Raw genomic sequence first — 22,054 nt, 5'->3', positions numbered from 1 at the left:
TTTAGCTTTACTAGCTTCTTTATATACAATAAACGTCCCCTCACAAGGCCTGCTTCGGCCACGGGAAGGACGCTCCATGTTGGATTTTCCGGTGACTGCGCTGCGCAGCGTGGAGATCGTGACGCCGCAACCGGCCGCTTCGTTCGATTTCTACACCAAGGTCTGGGGGCTCGATTTCGCCGCCGAAGCGGACGGCACGGTTTATCTCGCCGCGACGGGCAGGGATTTCCACGTGCTCGAGCTGACGCCGGGCGGGCGCACGTCGCTGCGTAAGGTGAGCTTCCGCGCTCGCTCGCGAGAGGACTTGCATACTCTGTTCGTCCGTGCGCGAGAGGCCGGCTGCGAGATCATCAGCCCGCCAGCGCTGTCCTCCGCGCCATGCGGCGGCGAGAGCTTCATTGTTCGCGAGCCACAGGGCTGCACCCTGGAGTTCGTGCACGGCGATCGCATCAAGACCGCGCGCGTCGTCGCAGACCGGCCCGAGCGGCTGGCGCATGTCAACATCAACAGTGCCGATATCGAACAGCTCTCGGTCTTCTATCAGCAGGTGCTCGGCTTTCGTCTGTCGGATCGCTCCAAGCTGATGGCGTTCCTGTGCTGCAACAGCGATCACCACGCTGTTGTGCTTGCCGAAGCGCCCGTGCATGGCCTCAACCACGTCGCCTTCCTGATGCCGGACCTGGAGTCGGTGATGCGCGGCTCCGGCCGCATGATCGATCATGGCTATCCGATCGGCTGGGGCGTCGGCCGGCACGGACCGGGCGACAACGTGTTTGCCTATTTCGTCGATCCGACCGGCGCGGTGATCGAGTACACCGCCGAGGTCTTGCAGATCGACGACAGCTACCGCGCGAGAGGTCCAGGCGAATGGGTCTGGCCACCCGGACGGACCGATCAGTGGGGCATCGCGCCGCCGAAGAGCGGGGCCTGCAAGGCCGCGCAAGTTTCCGTGCCTTTCTCGTCCTGGGCCACGACAGGCACGCGCGTATGACGAGCTCCGCCGCCACCGATTATGACGTGCTCATTATCGGCTTCGGGCCGACCGGCGCAGTCGCCGCCGGCATGCTCGGCCGTCTCGGGCATCGCACGCTGGTGATCGACCGGCTCACCGGAATCTACGACAAGCCGCGCGCGATCGCGCTCGATCACGAGATCTTCCGTCATTTCGACAATATGGGGCTTGCCGAGGCGGTCTCGCCTTACATCGAGCCGTTCACCGCGTCGGACCATTTCGGCGTCGATGGCCAATTGATCCGGCGCGTCCACATGGTCGCAGAGCCGTATCCGCTGGGCTACACGCCGAGCATGGTGTTCAGCCAGCCCGCGGTGGAGGCGGAGCTGCGCCGCCACGCCACCAGCTTTGCCTGCGTGCAAGCCGAGCTCGGCACCGAGCTGCTCGATCTCACCCAAGCCGGCGATTGCGTCGTCGCGACATTGAAGGACGCCGCCGGCGAGCTCCGGTCCGTCACCGCGCGCTATGTCCTTGGCTGCGATGGTGCATCGAGCACCGTGCGGCAGCTCGCGGGCATCGCGCTCGAAGACCTGATCTTCGATGAGCCCTGGCTTGTCGTCGATGTGCAGGTGAATGCGGATGCGCTGGCCGAGCTGCCGCAAAGCTCGGCGCAGTTCTGCAATCCCGTGCGTCCGGTGAGCTTCATCATCGGGCCAGGCAATCATCGCCGTTGGGAGATCATGCTGCTGCCGGGCGAGGACGCGCGGCAGATGGAGCAGCCGGAGAACGTCTGGGCGCTGCTCGCGCCCTGGCTGGCGCCGGATGACGGCGTGTTGTGGCGCGCCGCATCCTATCGCTTCCACGCCCTCGTCGCGTCCGAATGGCGTAACGGCCGTGTCCTGATCGCCGGCGATGCGGCGCATCAGCAGCCGCCCTTTATCGGCCAAGGCATGTGCCAGGGCTTGCGCGATGCCACCAATGTGGTCTGGAAGCTCGATCGCGTGCTGAAGGGGCTTTCGCCCGACAGCCTACTCGACAGCTACACAGCGGAGCGCAAGCAGCACGTGATCGAGCTGACCAGCAGGATCAAGCTGATCGGCCAGTCGATCTGCGAGCGCGATCCGCTCGCCGCGCGCCGGCGCGACGCAACGATCCTGGCGGAAGGGGGCGGCAAGCCGCTGCTCATCACGCGGCAGGAAATCATTCCGCCGCTGCGCGCAGGCTTGCTGTCAAACCGCGAAGGGGCAGGGCGCGGCAGCCTGTTCCCACAGCCGCGAATCCTGCAGGGCGGCGCGGTCCGGCTGCTCGACAAGGTGGTTGGAGTTGGCTGGAGCGTGTTCGTCGACGGTCGCCGCGATGATGCTGCCTCGCTTCTGTCAGTTTGCGCGGACAATCCCGATGCTTCTGCTGCGGCCGTGGCGGCCGTCGGCACCGGCACGCCGGGCGTGCTCGAAGAGACCGAGGGCGTTCTCGCAGGCTGGTTCGACCGCCATGGCGTCGTCGCCGCAATCGTGCGGCCCGATCATTACGTCTTCGGTACGGCGCACAACGCGTGGGAACTACGCGAGCTGCTGCGCGAACTCGAGATTCGTCTTCGCGGCACGTCAGAACAACGTGACGCCATGGCTGCCGCCGGATGATTCCGCACCACAACCGATAAGAATGGAGATGACAGCGTGAAACTAGCAACCGTTGCGGCCGACGGCCGGACCACCTGGGGCCTCATTGAGGGCGACACTTTCTTCGACGTTGGCGCCGTGCTCGCGGTGCGCTACGCCGATCTTAAGGCCGCCTTGAGCGCCGCGCTTGCCGGCGTTGCTGATGCCAAGACTACGGCCGCCGCCATTCCGCTTGCAAAGATCACCTGGCTGCCGGTGATTCCGAATCCGGACAAGATCCTGTGCGTGGGCCTGAATTACGAGACACACCGCAAGGAGACCGGCCGGACCGAGGTCGAGCATCCCACCATCTTCTCGCGCTACGCCAACAGCCAGACCGGCCACTTGCAGCCGATCGTGCGGCCGCGCGTCTCCACCGATCTCGACTTCGAGGGCGAGCTCGCGGTCATCATCGGCAAGCCTGGCCGCTATATCAGCCGCAATGACGCAATGAGCCATGTCGCTGGCTATTCCTGCTACAATGACGGCAGCATCCGCGATTTCCAGCGCCATACGCATCAGTTCACGCCGGGCAAGAATTTTCCCGACACCGGCGCCTTCGGGCCCTGGATGATGACGCCAGACGAGCTCGGCGAGCTTGGAGAGCTGAAGTTGCAGACCCGCCTCAATGGCGAGGTCGTGCAGGAAGCCCAGATCAAGCAGATGATCTTCGATATCCCGCGCCAGATCGAATATTGCTCGACCTTCACGCGGCTGGAGCCCGGCGATGTCATCGTCAGCGGCACGCCGGGTGGCGTCGGCTCCCGCCGCACGCCGCCGCTCTGGATGAAGCCGGGCGATGTCGTCGAGGTCGAGGTCGAACGGCTCGCCGTGCTGCGCAATCCCGTCGTCGACGAGGCGCGCTGAACAATCCAGACATCACTGCTGCCGCACAACAACATAACAGCGGCAAGGCCAAGGAAACGCCAGGGAGGGGACCACCATGACTGATCGTGCAGAGACGATGGCCGGCGCGATGGGATATGCCGATGCAGCTCCCGTCACGCCGGCCTATCGCAAGCTCGTCGTCGCATCCTCGCTCGGATCGGTGATCGAGCATTACGACTTCTTCATCTATGCGTTCACGGCGCCGATCGTGTTCGACCGCTTCTTCTTCCCGAAGATGGATTCGGTCGCCAGCATGCTGGCGGTCTATGCGACGTTCGCGGTCGGCTTCGTCGCCCGGCCGCTCGGCGGCATGGTGTTCGGTCATTATGGCGACCGGCTCGGCCGCAAGGCCATGCTGACCATCACCTTCCTCCTGATGGGCATCGCGAGCTTCCTGATCGGCTGTCTGCCGAGCTATGAGAGCATCGGCGTCGCCGCGCCGGTCGCGCTCGTCGTGCTGCGCTTCATCCAGGGCTTTGCCTTCGGCGGCGAATACATGAATGCGGTGTCGCTGACGCTGGAGAACGCACCTTCCGCACGGCGCGGTTTCTTTGCATCCTTCATCAACGCATCGGGGCCGATCGGCGTGATCCTGGCATCGGGCTTCATTGCGTTGCTGGGCTATTTGGCGAGCCCGGAGGATTTCGCCCGCTGGGTCTGGCGCGTTCCCTTCGTGCTCAGCTTCGCATTGGTGATTCTCGGCACCTACATCCGTTTCCAGGTCGATGAATCCACTCCGTTCAAGGCGGTGCAGGCTTCCACCGCGAAGCCGCGGACGCCGTTGCTCGACGTGATCAGGTCCTGGAAAAAGTCGGTGCTGTTCGGCTGCCTTGCCAACATGGTTCACAGCACGTTCCAGTACATGAGCACCGTGTTCGTCTTGGGTTACGCAGTCAAGACGCTCGGCATGCCCGGCTCAGGCGTGACGTTCGGCACAATGCTGGCCAATGTGCTGGAGATGTGCCTGGTCCCGCTGATCGCGAGCTATTCGGACCGGTTCGGCCGGCGTCCGTTCATGGTCGCCGGCATCCTGCTCGCCGCGGCGTGGTATCCGATCTACTTTCAGCTCGTGGCGACGAAGGACCTGACGCTCCTGATCGTCGGCCTCGTCGTGTCCATCGGCATCATTCACGCGTTGATGTTCGCGCCGGAGGCCGCCTTCACCGCCGAGCTGTTTCCGACCAAGGTGCGTGTCAGCGGCTCGTCGCTCGGCAAGCAGATGGGCATCATCCTTGGCGGCGGCATTGCGCCGCTGGTCGGGGCTGCGCTGATGGGGCAGGGCGGCAGCTTCCTGCCGGTCATCCTCTATTTCGAGGCCATCGCACTGTGCGCGCTGATCGGCGTGATCATGGCTCCGGAGAGTGCAAAACGCGCCTTGTGATCTGAACGGACGGCGCGGCGGTCATTGTGACGAGCGCGTCCCGAGCTTATCTGTGGAGCATCGATCCCCACGCGCCGGGTACGCCTCAAGCCCGGTGCAAGAACATCAGGTGGAACCATGGACAGAAAGACTGAACGCGCGGTCCTTGCGGGAGGGTGCTTTTGGGGGATGCAGGATCTGATCAGAAAGCAGCGCGGCGTCATTTCGACTCGCGTGGGCTATAGCGGCGGCGACGTCCCCAATGCGACGTATCGCAACCATGGCACGCATGCCGAGGCGATCGAGGTAATCTTCGATCCGGCGCTGCTGAGCTATCGCGATCTCTTGGAATTCTTCTTCCAGATTCACGATCCCAGCACCTTGAACCGGCAGGGCAATGACCGCGGCCTCAGCTACCGCTCGGCGATCTTCTTCACCAGCCCGGAGCAGGAGCGCGTGGCGCGCGACACTGTTGCCGATGTCGATGCATCCGGCCTGTGGCCGGGACCGGCCACGACCGAGATCGCTCCGGCCGGCGATTTCTGGGAAGCCGAACCGGAGCACCAGGATTATCTGGAGCGCTATCCGGACGGCTATACCTGCCATTTCATCCGGCCCGGCTGGAAACTGCCGCACCGGAAGGCCAGCTGACGAGGAACGTGGTCAGCGCAGGATCACGCTGGTCGCGGTTCGCTCAACGGCTCGGGAAAATCACGGGCGCGTGCACGGGTTTCAGTAGAAACATTTGTGCAACCTCCGGTATTATCCGGATACCCGCGAATCAGATGATGCGGTAAACATGATTCAGCCCTTTTTGGGCGTTTCCTCCCTGGACTTGGGCCGCCTGGCGAAACAGGCGGCTTTTTTTTGGAGGCTTGCCCGGCCTTCTCCAAACGCTCCACTGTCGTCCCGGCCTTGCGCCGGGGCCCATAACCATCGCTGGTCGTGGTTCACTCGTGCTGGACCTCCAGCGCGTTCAACTCATCGTATCTGTGGTTAGGGGTCCTCGGGTTCGCGAGGACGACAGCGATCTGCGTAGCGGGCCGGCGCGCCTTACTCCGCCGCCTCGCTTCTCGTTTCGATCATCAGGACGTCGAGGCTTTCGATGTCGGCCATGGCGCGGCCGGCGATGCCCTGCAGGTCCCCGTAGAGGCCGGCGGTGGAGTCGAGCACACCGCGCAGCTGCTCCTCGCGCTTGGCCCACATCCGCATCATGGTCTTGCGCTCTCGGTCGAGATCGTTCTGCATCTCGGTGAAGCGCTCGACGATGGCGTCGATGCGGTGGCGGAATCTCGGTCCGGTCAGGTACGCGTAGACCAGCTCCATCTTGCTCTGCTGGCCCTCCTGCGCGAGGCGGCTGCCGGCGACATCGATCAGCGACTGGCGCAGCGCGATCGCGAGCGGCAGCGCAAAGCGCGGCTCGACCACCCAGACGCCCTCGATCAGATCGAAGCTCTCGACGTCCTTCGGCAGCGCGCTGGAGACGATCATCGCGATCTCGGCCTTGGCCGCGCGCTGGTCGTCGCGCAGCTTCACCAGCCAATCGTCGCTCCAACGCTTGGTGCGCTTGGTTTCCCACAGAATCGTGCCGCAGGCCTGACCGGTCGGGCTGAACACCCGGTGCAGCACGTCGCCGCCGAACTCGCCCTTCGGCACGGGCTCGATCTGGTCGCGCGCGAAGCGGGCGCGCAGCTGCGACTCCAGCTCGATCTCGAGCGCCTCGCCCTGCAGTTGCTGCGAGCCCTGTTCGGCCTTGCGGCGCAGCTCCTCGATCTGCCGCTGCATGCCGGCGATCTGCGTCTCCTTCTCGGCGACCTTGGCCTTGAGCGCGTCCTCGGCTTCCAGCCGCGCTTTGTCGCGGACCGCGGCCAGGCCTTCCTGCACCTTCTTCTCGACCGTCAGCTCGAACTCGCGCTTGGCCTCGTCGAGCTCGCGCTGCTTGCGCAGCATCTCGGCCTGCGCCTTCTGCGCCTCCGCGAGCTTGGCGTCCTTGGTGATGATGGCCTCGTGCAGCTCGGCGAGCTGGCGGTCGCGGTTGCCGATCTCGTCGGCAACGGCCTGGCGCGCGCGTGCAGCCTCGGCCTGTGCGATCGCCGCACGCTCGGATTTCAGCTTGGCCGCGACCTGCTCGTCGATGCCAGCGCGCGCCTGCGCGAGCTCGTCCTGCGCCTTTTTCAGCACGGACTCGCGGCGGCTGAAATCCGCCTCCTTGGCGGCGAGCTGCTGATCGAACTTCCGCCGCGTCTCCGCGATCAGGGGCGCGGCGAGCTGTTCCGTCAGCCTGATCTCGGTGCGGCAATTGGGGCAGACGATCTGGGGATCGGTCATGATTCGAATCCTGTCGTGATTGATTCGGAGTCTACCCGCTTGCCGGACCCCGTTTAAGCCGGGCCTGCCGCGTTATCCCGGGGCAAAATCGGAAGGTTCCCGTCTGCTCAGGCATGAATCCCGTCTGGCATCCGCTTTGCCATTCCAGGGGCAGAGGTCACGGATTGGTCCGTGACTGTGCCAAAGCCGGACAATCGAGGTGACCATCATGATGCCTTTGCTCCGTTCCGCGACAATCGACCAGCATCCGTCCCATGAGGTCGCGCGTCTTCGCAGCCTGATCGACACGCTCAGGACCACCCAGGAGGTCATGACCGCCGACATCGAGACCGAAGAACAGAAGAGCCAGGTCTCCGATGTCGCCGATATCAGCTACTCGACGCTCGCCAAGTCGCTGCGCGCGCGGCGCGACAATCTGGAGGCGACGATCAGCCTGCTGAAGGAAACGCTCGCGCGTATCGAGCGGTGAGCGCCGTGTTGGAAATTCATGCCGTGATCTCGACGCGGGTGCCGTCCGGCATCGCGATCACGGCCTCATAGAAGCCGTCGCCAGTGGTTCGCGGCGCCGAGACAGGGATGCCATCCGCAGCGCAGCGCGCGGCGAGCGCGTCGACGGCGGCCTCGCTTCCGAGCGACAGAGCAATGTGGTCCCAACCGGCCCGATCGTCCGAGCCCGCCGCGGCGATCCAAGGACCGGTCATGAGTTCGATGCACCCGCCGCCCTCGGGCAGGGTGATGAAGCGGGAGACGAAACCAATGCGACGCGTGCTGCGATAGGGCTCGCCGACCGTGGCGCCGAAGTAGTCCCGCCAGAATGCCGCGGCTGCATCGATATCCCTCGTCCAGAGCGCGACATGCGCCAGGTGCATTTGGTGCCTCCGCTCAGCCGTGCTCTGCGCTGACTGCGCGCGCCGACAGCGTCACGACGCCGAGCAGTGCGGCCAGAAACAAGAATGCTGTTTGCAGGCCGGTGAACTGGGCAACAAGCCCGATCGCGGCCGGGCCGAGGAGGACGCCGGCATAGCCGGCCATCGTCACCGCCGCGACCGCCAGCTCGACCGGCATCCGCGTCTGCTTGCCCGCCTTGCGGAACAGGATCGGCACGAGGTTCGAAGCGCCAAGGCCAATGAACAGGAAGCCGGCGAGGGAGGGGAGGGCGAAGGGGACGATCAGCAGAATGACAAAGCCGGCGATCGCGAGGCCGCTGCCCCAGATGAGGGTAGTGCGGTCGCCAACGCGGCTGACCACGGCATCGCCGCCGAGCCGGCCAACGGTCATGGCGATCGAGAAGAGCATGTAGCCGATGCCCGCTTGCGCCTCGGCCAGATGTTTCGTGCTGGTGAGCAGCAGAGCGCTCCAATCGAGCATCGCGCCTTCGACCAGAAACATGATGCAGGCGAGCGCGGCCAGCAGCACCACGAATCCATGAGGAAGACTGATCAGCGGCCCGGCTTCTGCGGGAGCTGACTTCAGGAGCCGCGGAGCGGCCAGGAGCATCGCCAGGCCTGTCAGGCTCGCGCAGGCAAGGGCGCTGGTCAGCACGTCGGCTCCTGTTGCAAGCAGGAGCGTCATCAGGCCGGCGCCGGCGAAGCCGCCGATGCTGAACTGCGCGTGAAAGCCGGACATCAGTGGCCGGCCTTCGGCGCGCTCGACCTCAATGGCATGAATGTTCACCGCGACGTCGAGCGAGCCGAGCGCGGCGCCAAAGGCGAATAGCGCCAATGCCAGCGTGGTGGCAGTGGATGCAGCCGCCAGCAGCGGCAGGATGAGCGCGAGAGCGAGACCGCTTGTGGTAATGACGGGTTTGCTGCCGAAACGCGCACACAGCACGCCCGTGACCAGCATGGCGGACACCGAGCCGACGCCGAGGCAGAGCAGCAGCAGACCAAGCGCTGCGTCGTCGACCGCAAGTCGCTGCTTGGCGAACGGTACCAGCGGTGCCCAGCAGGCGATGCCGAAGCCGGCGACAAAGAAGGCAATACGGGTTGCCAGTTTGGCTGCGCGCTGAACGGAAGAGGACATGACGATTCTCGTGAGGGAGTCTTTGGCGTCAGACCGGCGGATCGGCCTTCAGGATGGACGCCCCGGCTTTTGCGAGGGGCGCGAGCTGAGCTGCAGGCGCGTCGCGCTCGATGACGAAACACGAGATATCTCTGATCGCCGCGATGCGATGCGGCGCGCGCTGGTCGAGCTTGTCGGTCGTGACCAGCACCAGGCTCTCTCTGCTGACCGAGAGCAGCGTGCGTTTGAAACACGCGTCGGACAGGTCGAACGCGCTGATGCCGTTCGCCGCGACTGCGCATGCGCCCAGAAACAGCCGGTCGATGTTCATTCGCGTGATCGCCAGAACCGCGTCGGCATCCACGCAGCCACCGACCATCGTGTTGACGGCGCCGCCGATCATGATGAGCCGGAGGTCCTGCCGCTGCAGCACAGCGGATGCGATGTCGATCGAGTTGGTGGCCACTGTGAGTTCGGTATCCTCGGGCAGATATTCGGTGAGCGCCAGATTGGTGCTGCCGCTGTCGAGAAAAATGAGCTCGCCGGGCTTGATCGTTGCCGCCGCAGCGCGGGCCAGCGCCTGCTTCCGCTCGCGGCCTTCGCCGATGCGCGCCGCCATCGGCAACCAGCCCGACGTGATCGGCAACGCTCCGCCGTAGACGCGGCGGCAGCGCCCTTCAGCCGCAAGCGCACGCAGGTCGCGCCGGATCGCGTCTTCTGAGACGCTGAATTCGTCGGCAAGCGCCGCAGCAACCACCGATTGCCCCTGCGCCAAGCGGTCCGCGATCACGTCCCTTCGCGCCATCGGAATCTCATCTGACATGGGCCTTGGATATCATGCAAAAACAAGAATAGCAACATGCATAAACGTGCAGACATCCGCCAAGCCGGCTTGGCGCCAGACAGATCATTTCTCGGGACGATGCGACGCCTGGTCACGCCCAGCGACGGCCGCCAAGCTCGAACATCATGACATGATCGTTGTCGCGGATCGGGGAAGGACCATATTTGATCCGTTGGGCTACGCGGAGAAGCGGCCATGCAGAGCGAAGATCGCCGAGCCCATTGGGAGAGCGTCTATTCCAAAAAGCGCGAGAATGAAGTGAGCTGGTTCGAGGAGAACCCCGTTCTCTCGCTTGAATTGTTTGCGCAGGTCGGGGCGACGGCGGCTTCACCGATCATCGACATTGGTGGCGGCGCTTCGCGTCTGGTCGATAACCTCCTGCAGCGGGGCTTTGAGGACATCACCGTTCTCGACCTGTCGGAGACTGCGCTTGAGAGCGCCAAGGCACGTCTTGGAAGGAACGCCGGACGGGTTCGTTGGATCGTCGCCGACGTGACAACCTGGCAGCCGCTCCAGACTTACGGAATCTGGCACGACAGAGCAGCGTTTCATTTCCTCACGAACGAAGATGACCGGGCGGCATATGTCGCACGCCTTCGGCAGGCTCTCAGGATCGGAGGATATGCCATCATTTCGACCTTCGCTCTCGATGGTCCCGAACGTTGCAGTGGTCTTCAAGTAACGCGGTACGACCCCGAGAGCCTCGGCAGGACCCTCGGGCGCGAGTTCGAATTCGTCGATTCCCGACAGCATATCCACGCGACCCCTTGGGGAGCGGAGCAATCGTTCCAATGCAGTGTATTCCGCCATTGCCCCTGAGGTGCCCAACTCGACAACCGTTTCCAAAGTCACGGTCTATGGTTAGGCCCCGCTGTCATCGTCCGCGAAGGCGGACGATCCAGTACGCCGTGACGTTTCGGTTCGATCTCTTCTGCCGCGGCGTACTGGGTGCTCCGCCTGCGCGGAGCATGACAGCGTTGGAGATGGCGAGAATTTTTCGCCTCCATGTGAGGCCGGAACCGGCAAGCGCGGGCGCTCAAACACTCACTCCCCGGTTTGCTGAAGCTGCTGGCTCCTGAGCTGGTCACGCCACGCTGTTGTTTGGCGGCAAGATTGCCGCTTTGAAGAGCCAATTTTACTTGTCGCCGGTGGCATGGCATGCGCGAGCCGAACCCGGTCGGGCGCAGCGGACTGAAACCGGCGTCCGGATCTACTTCTTGCGCGAGCCCTGCCTGGCGTCCGGCAACAGACCCGCCGCGCGATAGCCGTCGATCAGCGCATCAAAAAGCGAGATGTCAGCCCGGCTTCGTGCCATGAGTTGAGCGCCAGAGACGGCGGCGAAGATCGAACGCGCGCGGGCTTGGCTTTCTGCGCGCCCAACCACGTCAGCCGCCACCAGAGTCTTGCCGAGCCATGCAATGTTGACGTCGGCGAAGGCCTGGACCTCCTTCTGCACTTCCGTCGGCAGGTCGTCATATTCGGCCGACATGAAGCTGCAGAGGCAGATGCGATTGCCGTTCTTGAGCGAAGGCCGGAATATCCTGGCGGGATATTCGTGCAGCGCGCGCACGGGACGGTCAGCGAATTCCCTCGACATGGCGTCGAGACCGGCGGCCGTGTCCTCCCAATAGCGCTTCGCCACCGCGGCGCCGAGATCAGCCTTGCTGGGGAAGTGATGGTAGATGCTCGGGGCCTTGATGCCGACATCGGCAGCCAGATCGCGGAAGTTCAGCCCGCCATAGCCGTGCGCCTGCGCGATCCGCGTCGCCGCGGCCAAGATCGCTTCCCGTGAATTCGCGCTCAAAATATTCACCCTCACACATTCGTGTAGCCTACCAAACGTTAGATAGGGGTTGACGAAGAAATTGAAAAGCCTTTTATGTTGCCTACCAAACGTTAGGTAGGAAGCATTCATGAGCGCTGAGATCATCTATTCCGACGCGACCCGGCTGGCCGAACTGATCCGGTCCAAGGAGGTATCGCCCGTCGAAATCGTGCAGGCCTATCTCGACCGCATCGAAGCGGTGAACCCGAAGATCAACGCGATCGTCACGCGCGTCGACGGTGTGCTCGATGCGGCCAGAGCGGCGGAGAAGGCGGTCCTCGCCGGTGACGAGCTCGGCCCGCTGCACGGCGTCCCGTTCACGGTGAAGGATTCGATTGACACTGCCGGCGTCCCGACCCAGCGCGGTTCGCCGATCTTCAAGGGTCGGATTCCCGACATTGATGCGACCAGCGTCGCGCGCATGAAGCAAGCCGGCGGCCTCCTGTTGGCAAAGACCAACCTTCCCGAGTTTTCTTATTGGATCGAAAGCGACAATCTGCTCACCGGCAGGTCGAACAACCCCTGGGATCTCACGCGTACTCCCGGCGGTTCGAGCGGCGGTGAATCCGCGGCCATCCCGGCTGGCATGTCGCCGCTCGGCCTTGGCACCGATCTGACCATCTCGGTGCGCGGTCCGGCCGCTCAGACCGGCATTGTCGCCCTCAAGGCGACGCATGGCCGTGTGCCGATGACGGGCATCTGGCCGCGCGCGCCTCGCCGTTTCTGGCATGTGGGCCCCATGGCGCGCAGCGTCCGTGATCTCGCGCTTGCCTTCTTGCAGCTCGCCGGACCCGATGGCCAGGATGCCTTCGCGACCAGCATCGGCCAATTCGATGCCGGAGTGGGGCGCGAGCCCGGTCGACGATTGCGGGTTGGCTGGCTGGTCGGGCCCGGCTTCGGCCCTGTCGATCCCGAGGTCGGCGCGACCGTGAAGGCCGCCGCCGAGGCGCTCAAGGATATCGGCTGCTTCGTGGAGCCGGTGCGCATCCCGGCACTTGAGCGCGACTTCGCGCTCGACATATTCAATCGGCTACACGTGATGGAGACGAAGCCTGCGTTCGCGGAAGCGACCGCCGGCCGCAGTCCCGAGGAGCTCTACACGATGGCCAAGTCCATTCTTGCTTTACCTGATACGCCAATGAAGGACTACATCGACGCGGAGCAGGCGGCGGAGCGGCTGCGCGACGGCTATGCCGCCTATTTCAAAAACTACGACGCGCTGATTACACCGGTGTTGCCGATCCCGGCACACAAGCACGGTGCGGTTGAGCTCGTCATCGACGGCCAGAAGGTCGACGTGAGCTACGTGCAGGGCGCGACCGTGCCGCTCAGCATCACCGGCTTGCCTGGTTTGTCGATGCGGTTCGGCACCAGCAAGGAAGGTTTGCCGATCGGCGTGCAGCTTGTCGGAAGCTGGCTCGCCGAGTCGACCATTCTGTATCTCGCCTCGTTGCTCGAAAGCGTGAGCACCGTACGGGACCTGCACCCGAAGCTTTGACGTATGACAAGGTCTGTGACCGTCATTGCCTCATGAGCGGCATAGGGTGGACAAGGCGCAAGCGTGCCCACCCTCTCACCCGTGCTCGCGATCGATCGCTTCGCCTCCTACGACAAGGTTCTGCAACGGTCATCTATCGACAAAATCGCCGAGCCGAAAAACTAATTTTGTCTGCGCATTCAGACTGATGACCAATATCAAGACGCTCAGCTAAAAATATTCTTGTTTCTATTTTTCAGAAACCATGGTTTTCTATCGCCATCCCGCCTCATCGAGAGGGGCGTACGCGTCGTCCACGATACGTGGAGTGCGGGGAGCGGTGGCCGCGATCGATCGCGCAAGACGAGCGCGAGAGGCGCGGACGCGAAATCGTGTGGTCCTGGCATTCCGGTGCTAATGCCAAGTCTGCGGCGCGACGAGCCCGCAGGTGATGGGGGCAATCAAGCCGGTCCCCGGGGAGAGCGCGTATAAGCGTTAAAACCGCCGCGCAGGGAATGCCGGTTGATCGGCTGCACCTGTGGTGACTGCCGCCTGCTACTCTTTCTGCAGGCGGGCCATGGGTGAGGCCTTCACCCGGCATTCCCTGCACCCTCTCTCATCGGAGAGGGGCTCGCCGACATAGCTCGGACTTTTGCATGCCGCGAGGAGGCGGACGCATGGCTTTTCGCCAACTGATCCTCGCGCCCACGTCGTTATTTGATTCGCTGCACGGTCGACGGCGATTTCCTGCGGCCCTTCTGAATTGCGCTCCAGAATGCCTCTGCGGTGTTCGGCAATCGCGTGCGCGGCCGGAACAGGCAAATGCCGATCTCGATATCCCAGTCCTCGCCGCCGGCGCGCAGCAGGCGGCCGTTGTCGAGATCGTGCTGGACCAGACTGCGCGGCGCGAACGTGATACCGCGTCCTGCGCGCGCCATGTCGACCAGCAGCATGACAGGCGCCGCGAAGCTCGGGACCAGCCAGGCGGATGGCTCTTTCTGCATCAGGAAGGCGCTCACGATGCGGCCGACCCCGGAGCCGGGATGATAAGCGAGATAGGGCAGGGGCGCGGCGGCCGTGCCGGGCAGGCAATAGCGCGCCTCGCGCCTTGCACGGCCGCGTCGCCTGGCCGATGCGGGCGTGGGGGCGCTGATCGGGATCAGCACGTCGCGGTCGAGCTCCATGCGCAGGAAGCGGTCAGTATCGAGACGATTGACAAGGGCAGGATGATGGTGCGCCAGCATGAAATGCGCCTCCGCGTCGTGCAGCAGCTTCTCACAGCCGGCGAAATTGGAAGCAACGAGCTGCACCGTCGCGCCGCCCCTGGCCTTTTCGGTCTTGCGCAGCCAGTCCGGGAAGTAGGACTGCGACAGCGCATGCGTTGCGGCGAAGTTGATCGTCTCGGCTTTCAGCCGGGCTGCCTGCAGCGCCTCGGTCCGGCCGGCGAGAAGGTGGCGCATCACGTCTTCGGCGACCGGCCGAAACGCGCGGCCCGCCGCCGTCAGGGTCAAGGTGTGCGAGCCGCGCTCGAACACCGGCGTGGCCAGCCATGCTTCGAGCGACTTGATGCGGCGGCTCAGCGCCGGCTGCGTCACATGGCGCCGCTCGGCCGCGCGCGAGAAGCCGCCTTCCTCGGCGATGGCCAGGAAATCCTCCAGCCAGATCAGGTCCATGATGCCATTTCGGTTTCAATTGATGCCAATACGGCATTAGCGCCGGCGCGGCCGCTGGTCCAATGTAAATCGTCGCACAGGCGCCAGAGCCATGGGCCGTCAAGCGCAGCCCGCCCGGGAGATGACCACTTGCCGATCGCCATGATCACTGTTGCTGCCGCTCCGCCAGGGCGTGAGCAGCCAGCGCGGTGGCTTTAGCAAGGCCCGCGCGCCCGCCGCCGATCACGCCCGATGCCGTGCTCGTGAGATCCGCCGTGCGACACAAGCGAATTCAAATCCGGAGGACATCATGCCAAGAACCGACCGCAGGACTTTGTTGCAGGGCGCTGCCGCGCTGCCGTTTCTTGCCGCCGGCACGACCATCGCGGCGGCTGACGGCACCGACAGCACGGCCGCTGCACCGGCCAATGCTGCACCAAACAAGCCGGCGCCGGCCAAGGATGTCACGCGCCAGCTCGCGCATTACATTGTGACATCAGGTTATGACGACCTGCCGGCCAACGTCCGCAAGGAGGGCGTGCGCACGCTGCTGAACTGGGTCGGGGTTGCCATCGGCGGCTCGCGCCACCAGACCGTCGACATTGCCGTGGCGGCGCTGGCGCCGTTCTCCGGCCCGCCGCAGGCCTCGTTGTTCGGGCGCAAGGAGCGCTTCGACATCATGAATGCGGCCTTCATCAATGGCGTTTCCAGCCACATCTTCGACTATGACGACACCCATCTGAAGACCATCATTCATCCCGCAGGGCCGGTGGCCTCGGCGATCCTGGCACTGTCGGAACTGCAGCCCGTATCAGGCAAGGACTTCCTCAACGCGCTGGTGCTCGGCGTCGAGACCGAGTGCCGGATCGGCAATGCGGTCTATCCGAACCATTATGACGTCGGCTGGCACATCACCGGCACGGCCGGCGTGTTCGGGTCTGCCGCGGCGGTCGGCAAGCTGCTCAAGCTCAATGAGCAGCAGATGGTGTGGGCGCTGGGACTCGCCGCATCGCAGCCGGTGGGCCTGCGCGAATCCTTCGGCTCGATGAACAAGAGCTTCAATCCTGGCCGCGCTGCCTCGAACGGCATCTTCGCGGCGATGCTGGCATCGAAGAATTTCACCTCCTCCGACGGGATGATCGAGGCCAAGCGCGGCTGGGCCAACACCATCAGCACCAAGCAGGACTACAACGAGATTCTGGGCGATCTCGGCAAGCGCTATGAGGCGGCGCTGAACACCTACAAGCCGTTCGCCTGCGGGATCGTGCTGCATCCGGCGATCGACGCCGCGATCCAGCTGCGCAATGTGAACAAGCTGACGGCGGACCAGATCGATCACATCGATCTCAAAGTGCATCCGCTCGTGCTGGAGCTGACCGGCAAGAAGACACCGCGGGAAGGGCTCGAAGGCAAGTTCAGCATCTATCATGCGGTCGCGGTGGCGCTGGTCGAAGGCGCCGGCGGCGAGAAGCAGTTCAGCGATCGCGCCGTGACCGATCCGACCATCGTGGCGCTGCGGAGCAAGGTCCATCCGGTGATCACGCCCGGCATCAAGCCGGAGCAGGTCGATATGACCATCGTGCTCAAGGATGGGCGGCAGCTGCATCGCTATATCGAGCACGCGATCGGCAGCGTGGAGGTGCCGATGACCGACAAGCAGCTCGAGGCGAAGTTCTCCGATCTCGCCGAGGGCATCATTCCGGCGGATACGATCCGGCGGGTCATGGATGCCTGCTGGAATATCGAGAACCTGCCCAGCGCCGCTGACATCGCCAAGATGTCTGTCTCCGCCTGACAGGCGAGGTTGGGCCCGAAGAGCACCTCAGGTGCCAAGACAAGCCGCATAATGGGAGTGATCCGGAGGGAGAAACATGAAGCTCAAGATGATCTTGCTGGGCTGCTGCGCGGTGGTGCCGCTTCAGATCGGCATGGCGTCCGCAGCCGACGTCGACATTTCCGCGCACGATATCGGTGGCCAGGTGACCGGCGCTAATGGTCCTGAAGCCGGCGTCTGGGTGATTGCGGAAACGAAGGACCTGCCGACCAAATACGCCAAGGTGGTCGTCACCGACGACCAGGGCCGCTACGTGATTCCTGGGCTTCCCGATGCGACCTACAAGGTCTGGGCGCGCGGCTATGGCCTGCAGGACACAGCGCAGCAGGATGCGCGTCCCGGCAAGCAGCTCGACTTCAAAGCCGCGCCCGCGACTTCGCCTGCGGCTGCCGCACAGCTTTATCCTGGCATGTATTGGTACGCGATGCTCGACATTCCCAAGCCGGAGGAATTCCCCGGAACGGGCGACAAGGGCAACAAGATGCCGGAGACGATGAAGTCCCAGGCGCAGTGGGTGGATACGGTCAAGAATGCCTGCCAGTCCTGCCACGCGCTGGGATCTCGTGGCATTCGCGAGGTGCCGAAGATTTTCAGCGAAGGGCACAGCTCGCAGGACGCCTGGGCGATGCGGACCCAGGCGGGCCAGGCCATGGAATACATGGCCACGGTGCTGGGCAGCATGGGCCCTGACCGAGCCTATGCGATGTTCGCGAACTGGACCGATCGGATTGCCGAAGGCGAACTGCCGTTCGACAAGCCGGAGCGGCCGAAAGGCGTCGAGCGCAACGTCGTCTACACCATGTGGGACTGGTCCTCGCCGACGCATTACCAGCACGATGCGATCTCGACCGACAAGCGCAATCCGACTGTCAACGCCAATGGTCTGATCTATGGCTCGCCGGAGGAAAGCACCGACCTGATTCCGACGCTCGATCCCGTGAAGAACGTCGCATCGACCATCACCGAGCCCTATCTCGATCCGAAGACGCCGTCGTCCGAAGATGCGCCGCGAGGGACATCGGCCTATTGGGGCGACGAGGCGATCTGGGATGGCCACACCAGCATCCACAACGTCATCATGGATGAGCAGGGTAAGGTGTGGTTCACGGCCCGGCTGCGCCCGCCGCAGAATCCCGACTATTGCAAGCAGGGGTCCAGCCATCCGTCCGCGCAGGTCGATCCTCAGCCGACGTCGGTCCGGCAGTTGTCGCGCTTCGATCCGGTGACCGGCAAATGGGATATGATCAACACCTGCTTCTCGACGCATCATCTTTATTTCGGTCATGATCCGAACGACACGCTGTGGATGAGCGCCGGCGGGCCGGGGCTTGGCGGCGGCATCGTCGGCTGGCTGAATGCGAAGCAATTCCGCGAGACTCATGACGGCGTCGCATCGCAGGGCTGGACGCCGCTCGTGATCGACACCAACGGCAATGGCAAGCGCGATGCTTTCGTCGGGCCGAAAGACCCGCTCGATCCAGCCAAGGACAACCGTGTCGTCGCCTCTTTCTACGGCGTGATGCCAAGCCCGGTGGACGACTCGATTTGGGGCCAGTCGATGGACCGGGGATTCTCGCGGATGGATCAGCCCGGCTACATCATCCGTGTGGTGCTGGGACCGGATCCGGCCAAGACGGCACTCGCCGAGATCTATCAGCCGCGGGAGGGGACATTCGGTCCACGCGGCATCGATCTCGGATTGGACGGCGTGGTCTGGACCGCGCTGTCGAGCGGGCATCTGGCGAGCTTCGATCGCAGGCTCTGCAAAGGACCGTTGAACGGGCCGACCACGGCTGACGGCAAGCAATGTCCGGAAGGCTGGAAGGTGTACCGGATGCCCGGTCCGCAGTTCAAAGGCCTGGACCCGAAGGGCAGCGCCAACCACGCCTACTATCTCTGGGTCGATCGCTACAACATTCTTGGCCTCGGCGCCAACGTGCCGATCGCATCTGCCAATGGCGGCGAGTCGCTGCTCGCGCTCGTGAATGGCGAGTTCGTCACCTTACGCGTTCCCTATCCGCTCGGCTTCTTCACCAAGAATGTCGATGGCCGCATCGATGATCCGTCGACAGGCTGGAAGGGCCGCGGTATCTGGACCACCTCGGGCACACGCGCGAACTTCCATGGCGAAGGCGGGAAGGACGCCTATCCCAAAGTATTCAAGGTGCAGATGCGGCCCGATCCGCTTGCACATTGATAGGACGACAACCTCGTGTCGGCTCCGCGCGCCTGTGCGTGCGGGCCGGCCAAACGGAGCAGAGACATGCAAGGACCATCCCGGCGCAACCTTCTCGCAGCGGCCACAGGCGCTGCAGCCGCCGTTGTCATTTCAGAGCCGAAGCCGGCAGCCGCGAAGGACGCGCCGAAGCCGATCTTCGACGTTCCGGTGACCTGGATTCCGATCGTCGGCGAGAAGGAGGTGTTTCCGGTCCGGCGCATCTACTGCATCGGCCGCAACTACGCCGCGCATGCGCTCGAGCGTGGTTCGGATCCGACGCGCGAGCCGCCGTTCTTCTTTCAGAAGCCGACCGACGCAATCCAGAATGTCGTGCCCGGCCAGGTTGCGGATCATCCTTATCCGTCGTTGACCAAGAACTATCATCATGAGGTGGAACTGATCGCGGCGCTGAAGTCGGGCGGGACCAACATTGCGCCCGAGAAGGCGCTCGATCACGTCTACGGTTACGCGCTCGGGCTCGACATGACCCGGCGTGACCTGCAGAACGAAATGGCGGGCGAGAAGAAGCCGTGGGAGATCGGCAAGAGCTTTGATCATGCCGCGGTGATCGGGCCCATTCATCCGGTCGCGAAGGTTGGTCACCTCACCAAGGGCGCGATCTCGCTCGCCGTCAATGGCACGGTGCGGCAGAACTCGGATCTCAGCAAGATGATCTGGAGCGTCGCCGAGCAGATCGCGAAATTGTCAGAGGCATTCGAGCTGAAGGCCGGCGACATCATCTATTCCGGCACGCCCGAGAATGTCGGCCCCGTGGTGAAGGGCGATGTCCTGCTCGCCAAGCTCGAGGGCCTGCCGGACGTGTCGATCAAGATCGTCTGATCGGAATGGCGATGGCCTGCAGCGCTCGGATGGCTGCAGGCCGGTCGCGATTGTCAAGCGTCGCGTCGCTGCGGCTCGATCGGTTGGGCCTGCTGCTCCGATGCCTCGTCGTGCTCGGGCTCGGTTGCGGCATGGACGATGCGTCGATGCGACAATGTGGCAATGACGCCCTCGTAACGTTTGCGCTGCGGCTGCGCCGCATGGGTCCGTCCCGGCAGTCGCTCGTAGATCCGCATGGCTGGCTTCCCCTGCTGAAGCTTGCTCTGTGAGTCGAGCGATCAAAAGCTTGCCGCCCTCGCGCCGGTTACGCAATCCGGGCCGCGACGGATTTGGTGGAGCAATTCAAAAACGCCTTCGGCCGGCACGCCGGCGCGGCGTTGCTGGTGAACGAAAAATGCCTCGCCGGCGGGGCCAGCGAGGCATCAAGTTGGTCAGGAAGGAACCTGTTGGCGTCAGGCCGCCTTGGCCTTGGCGACATGGGTTGCGATCGCATCCATCAGCGCCGGCGACAGGCAGTCATAGGGTTCGAGCCCGAGCTCCTTCAGGCGGGCCCTGATGGCGCCCATCTGGTCCGGCTTGACGCCGGATTCGATCACCGAGGAGACGAAAGCTGCGAAGCCGGGCGCCGCGGAACCCTCTTCCTGGAACAGCTCGGGATGGATGAAGTCGAGGCCGTAGAACGGATGGCCGGTGTTCTCGATCCGGCCGTACATGTGGGTGCCGCAGGCCGTGCAGGCGTAGCGCTGGATCACCGCCGAGGGATCGACGATCTGCAGCTTGTCGCCGTTTTCGAGCACGGTCAGGTTCTGGCGCGGAACAACTGCAACCACCGAGAAGATCGCACCTTCCGGCTTCCAGCATTTGGTGCAACCGCAGGCATGGTTATGAGCCACGTCGCCCTTGATGCCGACCTTGACGGGCCTGTCATGGCACTTGCAGACCAGCGTTCCGCCGGCAAAGTTGCCGGACCCCTGCTTGACGCCGTTGTCGACCGACGGATGGATATGAACAGTCATGGCAGTTCTCCTCCTGTTGATGTTTTGGCGATATCAGAACACGACGACCGAACGGATCGACTTGCCCTCATGCATCAGGTCGAAGCCCTTGTTGATGTCCTCGAGCTTGAGCGTGTGCGTGATCATCGGATCGATCTGGATCTTTCCGTTCATGTACCAGTCGACGATCTTGGGCACATCGGTGCGGCCACGCGCGCCGCCGAACGCGGTGCCCTTCCAGACGCGGCCGGTCACGAGCTGGAACGGACGGGTCGCGATCTCCTTGCCGGCCTCGGCGACGCCGATGATGATCGACTCGCCCCAGCCGCGATGGCAGGCCTCCAGCGCCTGGCGCATTACGGTGGTGTTGCCGGTGCAATCGAAGGTGTAATCGGCGCCGCCATCGGTCAGCGTGACCAGGTGCGGAACGATGTCTTCAGAGATCTTCTTCGGATTGACGAAATGCGTCATGCCGAAGCGGCGCCCCCATTCCTCCTTGGAGTCGTTGATGTCGACGCCGATGATCTTGTCGGCGCCCGCCATCTTGGCGCCCTGGATCACGTTGAGCCCGATGCCGCCGAGGCCGAACACGACGACGTTGGCGCCGGGCGTGACCTTTGCGGTGTTCACCACCGCGCCGACGCCGGTCGTCACGCCGCAGCCGATGTAGCAGCTCTTGTCGAAGGGCGCGTCCTCCCGGATCTTCGCGACCGCGATCTCCGGCAGCACGGTGAAGTTCGAGAAGGTCGAGCAGCCCATGTAGTGATAGACGGTCTGGCCCTTGTAGCTGAAGCGGGAGGTGCCGTCGGGCATCACGCCCTTGCCCTGGGTGGCGCGGATCGCGGTGCAGAGATTGGTCTTGCGGCTGAGACAGCTTTTGCATTGCCGGCATTCCGGCGTGTACAGCGGGATGACATGATCGCCTGCTTTCACCGACAACACGCCCGCGCCGACCTCGCGCACGATGCCGGCTCCCTCATGACCCAAAATCGAGGGGAAGATGCCCTCGCTGTCGAAACCGTCCAGCGTGTAGGCATCAGTGTGACAGATGCCGGTCGCCTTGATCTCCACCAGCACCTCGCCGGCCTTGGGGCCCTCCAGATCCAGCTCGACAATTTCCAGCGGCTTCTTGGCTTCGAAAGCGACCGCGGCGCGCGTCTTCATCTTCAACTCCTATGTCTT

20 protein-coding genes are annotated in these 22,054 nt (G+C 63.9%); 11 read left to right on the top strand and 9 right to left on the bottom strand.

Annotated features, from left to right (window positions below; all coding sequences use genetic code 11):
* Nucleotides 1-76: 76 nt before the first annotated feature.
* The 5 genes from P6U24_RS28810 to msrA all read left to right on the top strand — a co-directional run bounded on the left by P6U24_RS28810 (nt 77) and on the right by msrA (nt 5,509).
* A complete protein-coding gene (locus tag P6U24_RS28810) occupies nt 77-991 on the top strand; it encodes a VOC family protein (RefSeq protein WP_407155814.1) in 915 nt (304 codons plus the stop codon).
* On the top strand, nt 988-2,592 hold the full coding sequence (locus P6U24_RS28805; RefSeq protein WP_407155813.1) for a bifunctional 3-(3-hydroxy-phenyl)propionate/3-hydroxycinnamic acid hydroxylase: 1,605 nt from the start codon (nt 988-990) through the stop codon (nt 2,590-2,592). The genes P6U24_RS28810 and P6U24_RS28805 overlap by 4 nt, the downstream gene beginning before the upstream one ends.
* 36 nt (nt 2,593-2,628) lie before the next feature.
* Nucleotides 2,629-3,477: a fumarylacetoacetate hydrolase family protein gene (locus P6U24_RS28800; protein ID WP_407155812.1), complete on the top strand. Its 849-nt coding sequence runs from the start codon at nt 2,629-2,631 to the stop codon at nt 3,475-3,477.
* A 76-nt stretch (nt 3,478-3,553) separates the two neighbouring features.
* The gene (locus P6U24_RS28795; protein WP_407155811.1) at nt 3,554-4,879 is read left to right on the top strand and encodes an MFS transporter; all 1,326 of its coding nucleotides are present in this window, start codon (nt 3,554-3,556) and stop codon (nt 4,877-4,879) included.
* Nucleotides 4,880-4,996: 117 nt separating this feature from the next.
* On the top strand, nt 4,997-5,509 hold the full coding sequence (gene msrA / locus P6U24_RS28790) for a peptide-methionine (S)-S-oxide reductase MsrA (protein ID WP_407155810.1): 513 nt from the start codon (nt 4,997-4,999) through the stop codon (nt 5,507-5,509).
* A gap of 402 nt (nt 5,510-5,911) precedes the next feature.
* Here msrA and P6U24_RS28785 read toward each other — a convergent pair whose 3' ends face one another.
* Nucleotides 5,912-7,186, bottom strand: a complete 1,275-nt coding sequence (locus tag P6U24_RS28785; RefSeq protein WP_407155809.1) for a DUF2130 domain-containing protein — start codon at nt 7,184-7,186, stop codon at nt 5,912-5,914.
* A gap of 208 nt (nt 7,187-7,394) precedes the next feature.
* Between P6U24_RS28785 and P6U24_RS28780 the strand changes: the two genes are divergently transcribed.
* Entirely contained in the window at nt 7,395-7,655 is a 261-nt protein-coding gene (locus P6U24_RS28780; RefSeq protein WP_407155808.1) for a hypothetical protein, read from the top strand.
* A 16-nt stretch (nt 7,656-7,671) separates the two neighbouring features.
* Here P6U24_RS28780 and P6U24_RS28775 read toward each other — a convergent pair whose 3' ends face one another.
* From P6U24_RS28775 to P6U24_RS28765, 3 genes are read right to left on the bottom strand one after another with little or no spacing between them, the layout of a single operon-like run.
* Nucleotides 7,672-8,055 (bottom strand): VOC family protein, encoded by a 384-nt coding sequence (locus tag P6U24_RS28775; protein ID WP_407155807.1) that lies wholly within the window; start codon nt 8,053-8,055, stop codon nt 7,672-7,674.
* Nucleotides 8,056-8,068: 13 nt separating this feature from the next.
* Complete coding sequence (locus tag P6U24_RS28770; RefSeq protein WP_407155806.1) at nt 8,069-9,208, bottom strand: MFS transporter; 1,140 nt, start codon at nt 9,206-9,208, stop codon at nt 8,069-8,071.
* A gap of 28 nt (nt 9,209-9,236) precedes the next feature.
* A complete protein-coding gene (locus P6U24_RS28765; protein WP_407155805.1) occupies nt 9,237-9,992 on the bottom strand; it encodes a DeoR/GlpR family DNA-binding transcription regulator in 756 nt (251 codons plus the stop codon).
* Nucleotides 9,993-10,226: 234 nt separating this feature from the next.
* Between P6U24_RS28765 and P6U24_RS28760 the strand changes: the two genes are divergently transcribed.
* Entirely contained in the window at nt 10,227-10,850 is a 624-nt protein-coding gene (locus P6U24_RS28760; RefSeq protein WP_407155804.1) for a class I SAM-dependent methyltransferase, read from the top strand.
* Nucleotides 10,851-11,241: 391 nt separating this feature from the next.
* Here the strand turns inward: P6U24_RS28760 and P6U24_RS28755 are convergent, their stop codons facing one another.
* Entirely contained in the window at nt 11,242-11,835 is a 594-nt protein-coding gene (locus tag P6U24_RS28755) for a TetR/AcrR family transcriptional regulator (RefSeq protein WP_407160631.1), read from the bottom strand.
* 109 nt (nt 11,836-11,944) lie between these two features.
* On the opposite strand from P6U24_RS28755, the gene P6U24_RS28750 reads away from it, so the two are divergent.
* A complete protein-coding gene (locus tag P6U24_RS28750; RefSeq protein ID WP_407155803.1) occupies nt 11,945-13,354 on the top strand; it encodes an amidase in 1,410 nt (469 codons plus the stop codon).
* A 692-nt stretch (nt 13,355-14,046) separates the two neighbouring features.
* On the opposite strand, the gene P6U24_RS28745 is transcribed toward P6U24_RS28750, so the two are convergent.
* Nucleotides 14,047-15,006, bottom strand: a complete 960-nt coding sequence (locus P6U24_RS28745) for a LysR family transcriptional regulator (RefSeq protein ID WP_407155802.1) — start codon at nt 15,004-15,006, stop codon at nt 14,047-14,049.
* A 289-nt stretch (nt 15,007-15,295) separates the two neighbouring features.
* Here P6U24_RS28745 and P6U24_RS28740 point away from each other — a divergent pair, with 289 nt between their 5' ends.
* From P6U24_RS28740 to P6U24_RS28730, 3 genes are all read left to right on the top strand, one after another.
* Nucleotides 15,296-16,780: an MmgE/PrpD family protein gene (locus P6U24_RS28740; RefSeq protein WP_407155801.1), complete on the top strand. Its 1,485-nt coding sequence runs from the start codon at nt 15,296-15,298 to the stop codon at nt 16,778-16,780.
* A gap of 76 nt (nt 16,781-16,856) precedes the next feature.
* A complete protein-coding gene (locus P6U24_RS28735) occupies nt 16,857-19,016 on the top strand; it encodes a carboxypeptidase-like regulatory domain-containing protein (RefSeq protein ID WP_407155800.1) in 2,160 nt (719 codons plus the stop codon).
* A 66-nt stretch (nt 19,017-19,082) separates the two neighbouring features.
* Complete coding sequence (locus tag P6U24_RS28730) at nt 19,083-19,877, top strand: fumarylacetoacetate hydrolase family protein (protein ID WP_407155799.1); 795 nt, start codon at nt 19,083-19,085, stop codon at nt 19,875-19,877.
* 53 nt (nt 19,878-19,930) lie between these two features.
* On the opposite strand, the gene P6U24_RS28725 is transcribed toward P6U24_RS28730, so the two are convergent.
* From P6U24_RS28725 to P6U24_RS28715, 3 genes are all read right to left on the bottom strand, one after another.
* Nucleotides 19,931-20,113 carry a hypothetical protein gene (locus tag P6U24_RS28725; RefSeq protein WP_407155798.1) on the bottom strand — a complete coding sequence of 61 codons (183 nt, stop codon included), beginning with the start codon at nt 20,111-20,113 and terminating at the stop codon, nt 19,931-19,933.
* A gap of 216 nt (nt 20,114-20,329) precedes the next feature.
* Nucleotides 20,330-20,893 (bottom strand): S-(hydroxymethyl)glutathione synthase, encoded by a 564-nt coding sequence (gfa, locus tag P6U24_RS28720; protein ID WP_407155797.1) that lies wholly within the window; start codon nt 20,891-20,893, stop codon nt 20,330-20,332.
* A 33-nt stretch (nt 20,894-20,926) separates the two neighbouring features.
* Nucleotides 20,927-22,036, bottom strand: coding sequence for an S-(hydroxymethyl)glutathione dehydrogenase/class III alcohol dehydrogenase (locus tag P6U24_RS28715; RefSeq protein WP_407155796.1), 1,110 nt, complete (start codon nt 22,034-22,036; stop codon nt 20,927-20,929).
* Between the last annotated feature and the right edge of the window lie 18 nt (nt 22,037-22,054).

It is taken from the genome of Bradyrhizobium sp. STM 3557 (genome assembly GCF_045571465.1).
In the GTDB taxonomy this organism is placed as follows: domain Bacteria; phylum Pseudomonadota; class Alphaproteobacteria; order Rhizobiales; family Xanthobacteraceae; genus Bradyrhizobium.
Note: the sequence above shows the minus strand (reverse complement) of the source record. Positions and strands in the feature narration are given on the sequence as shown.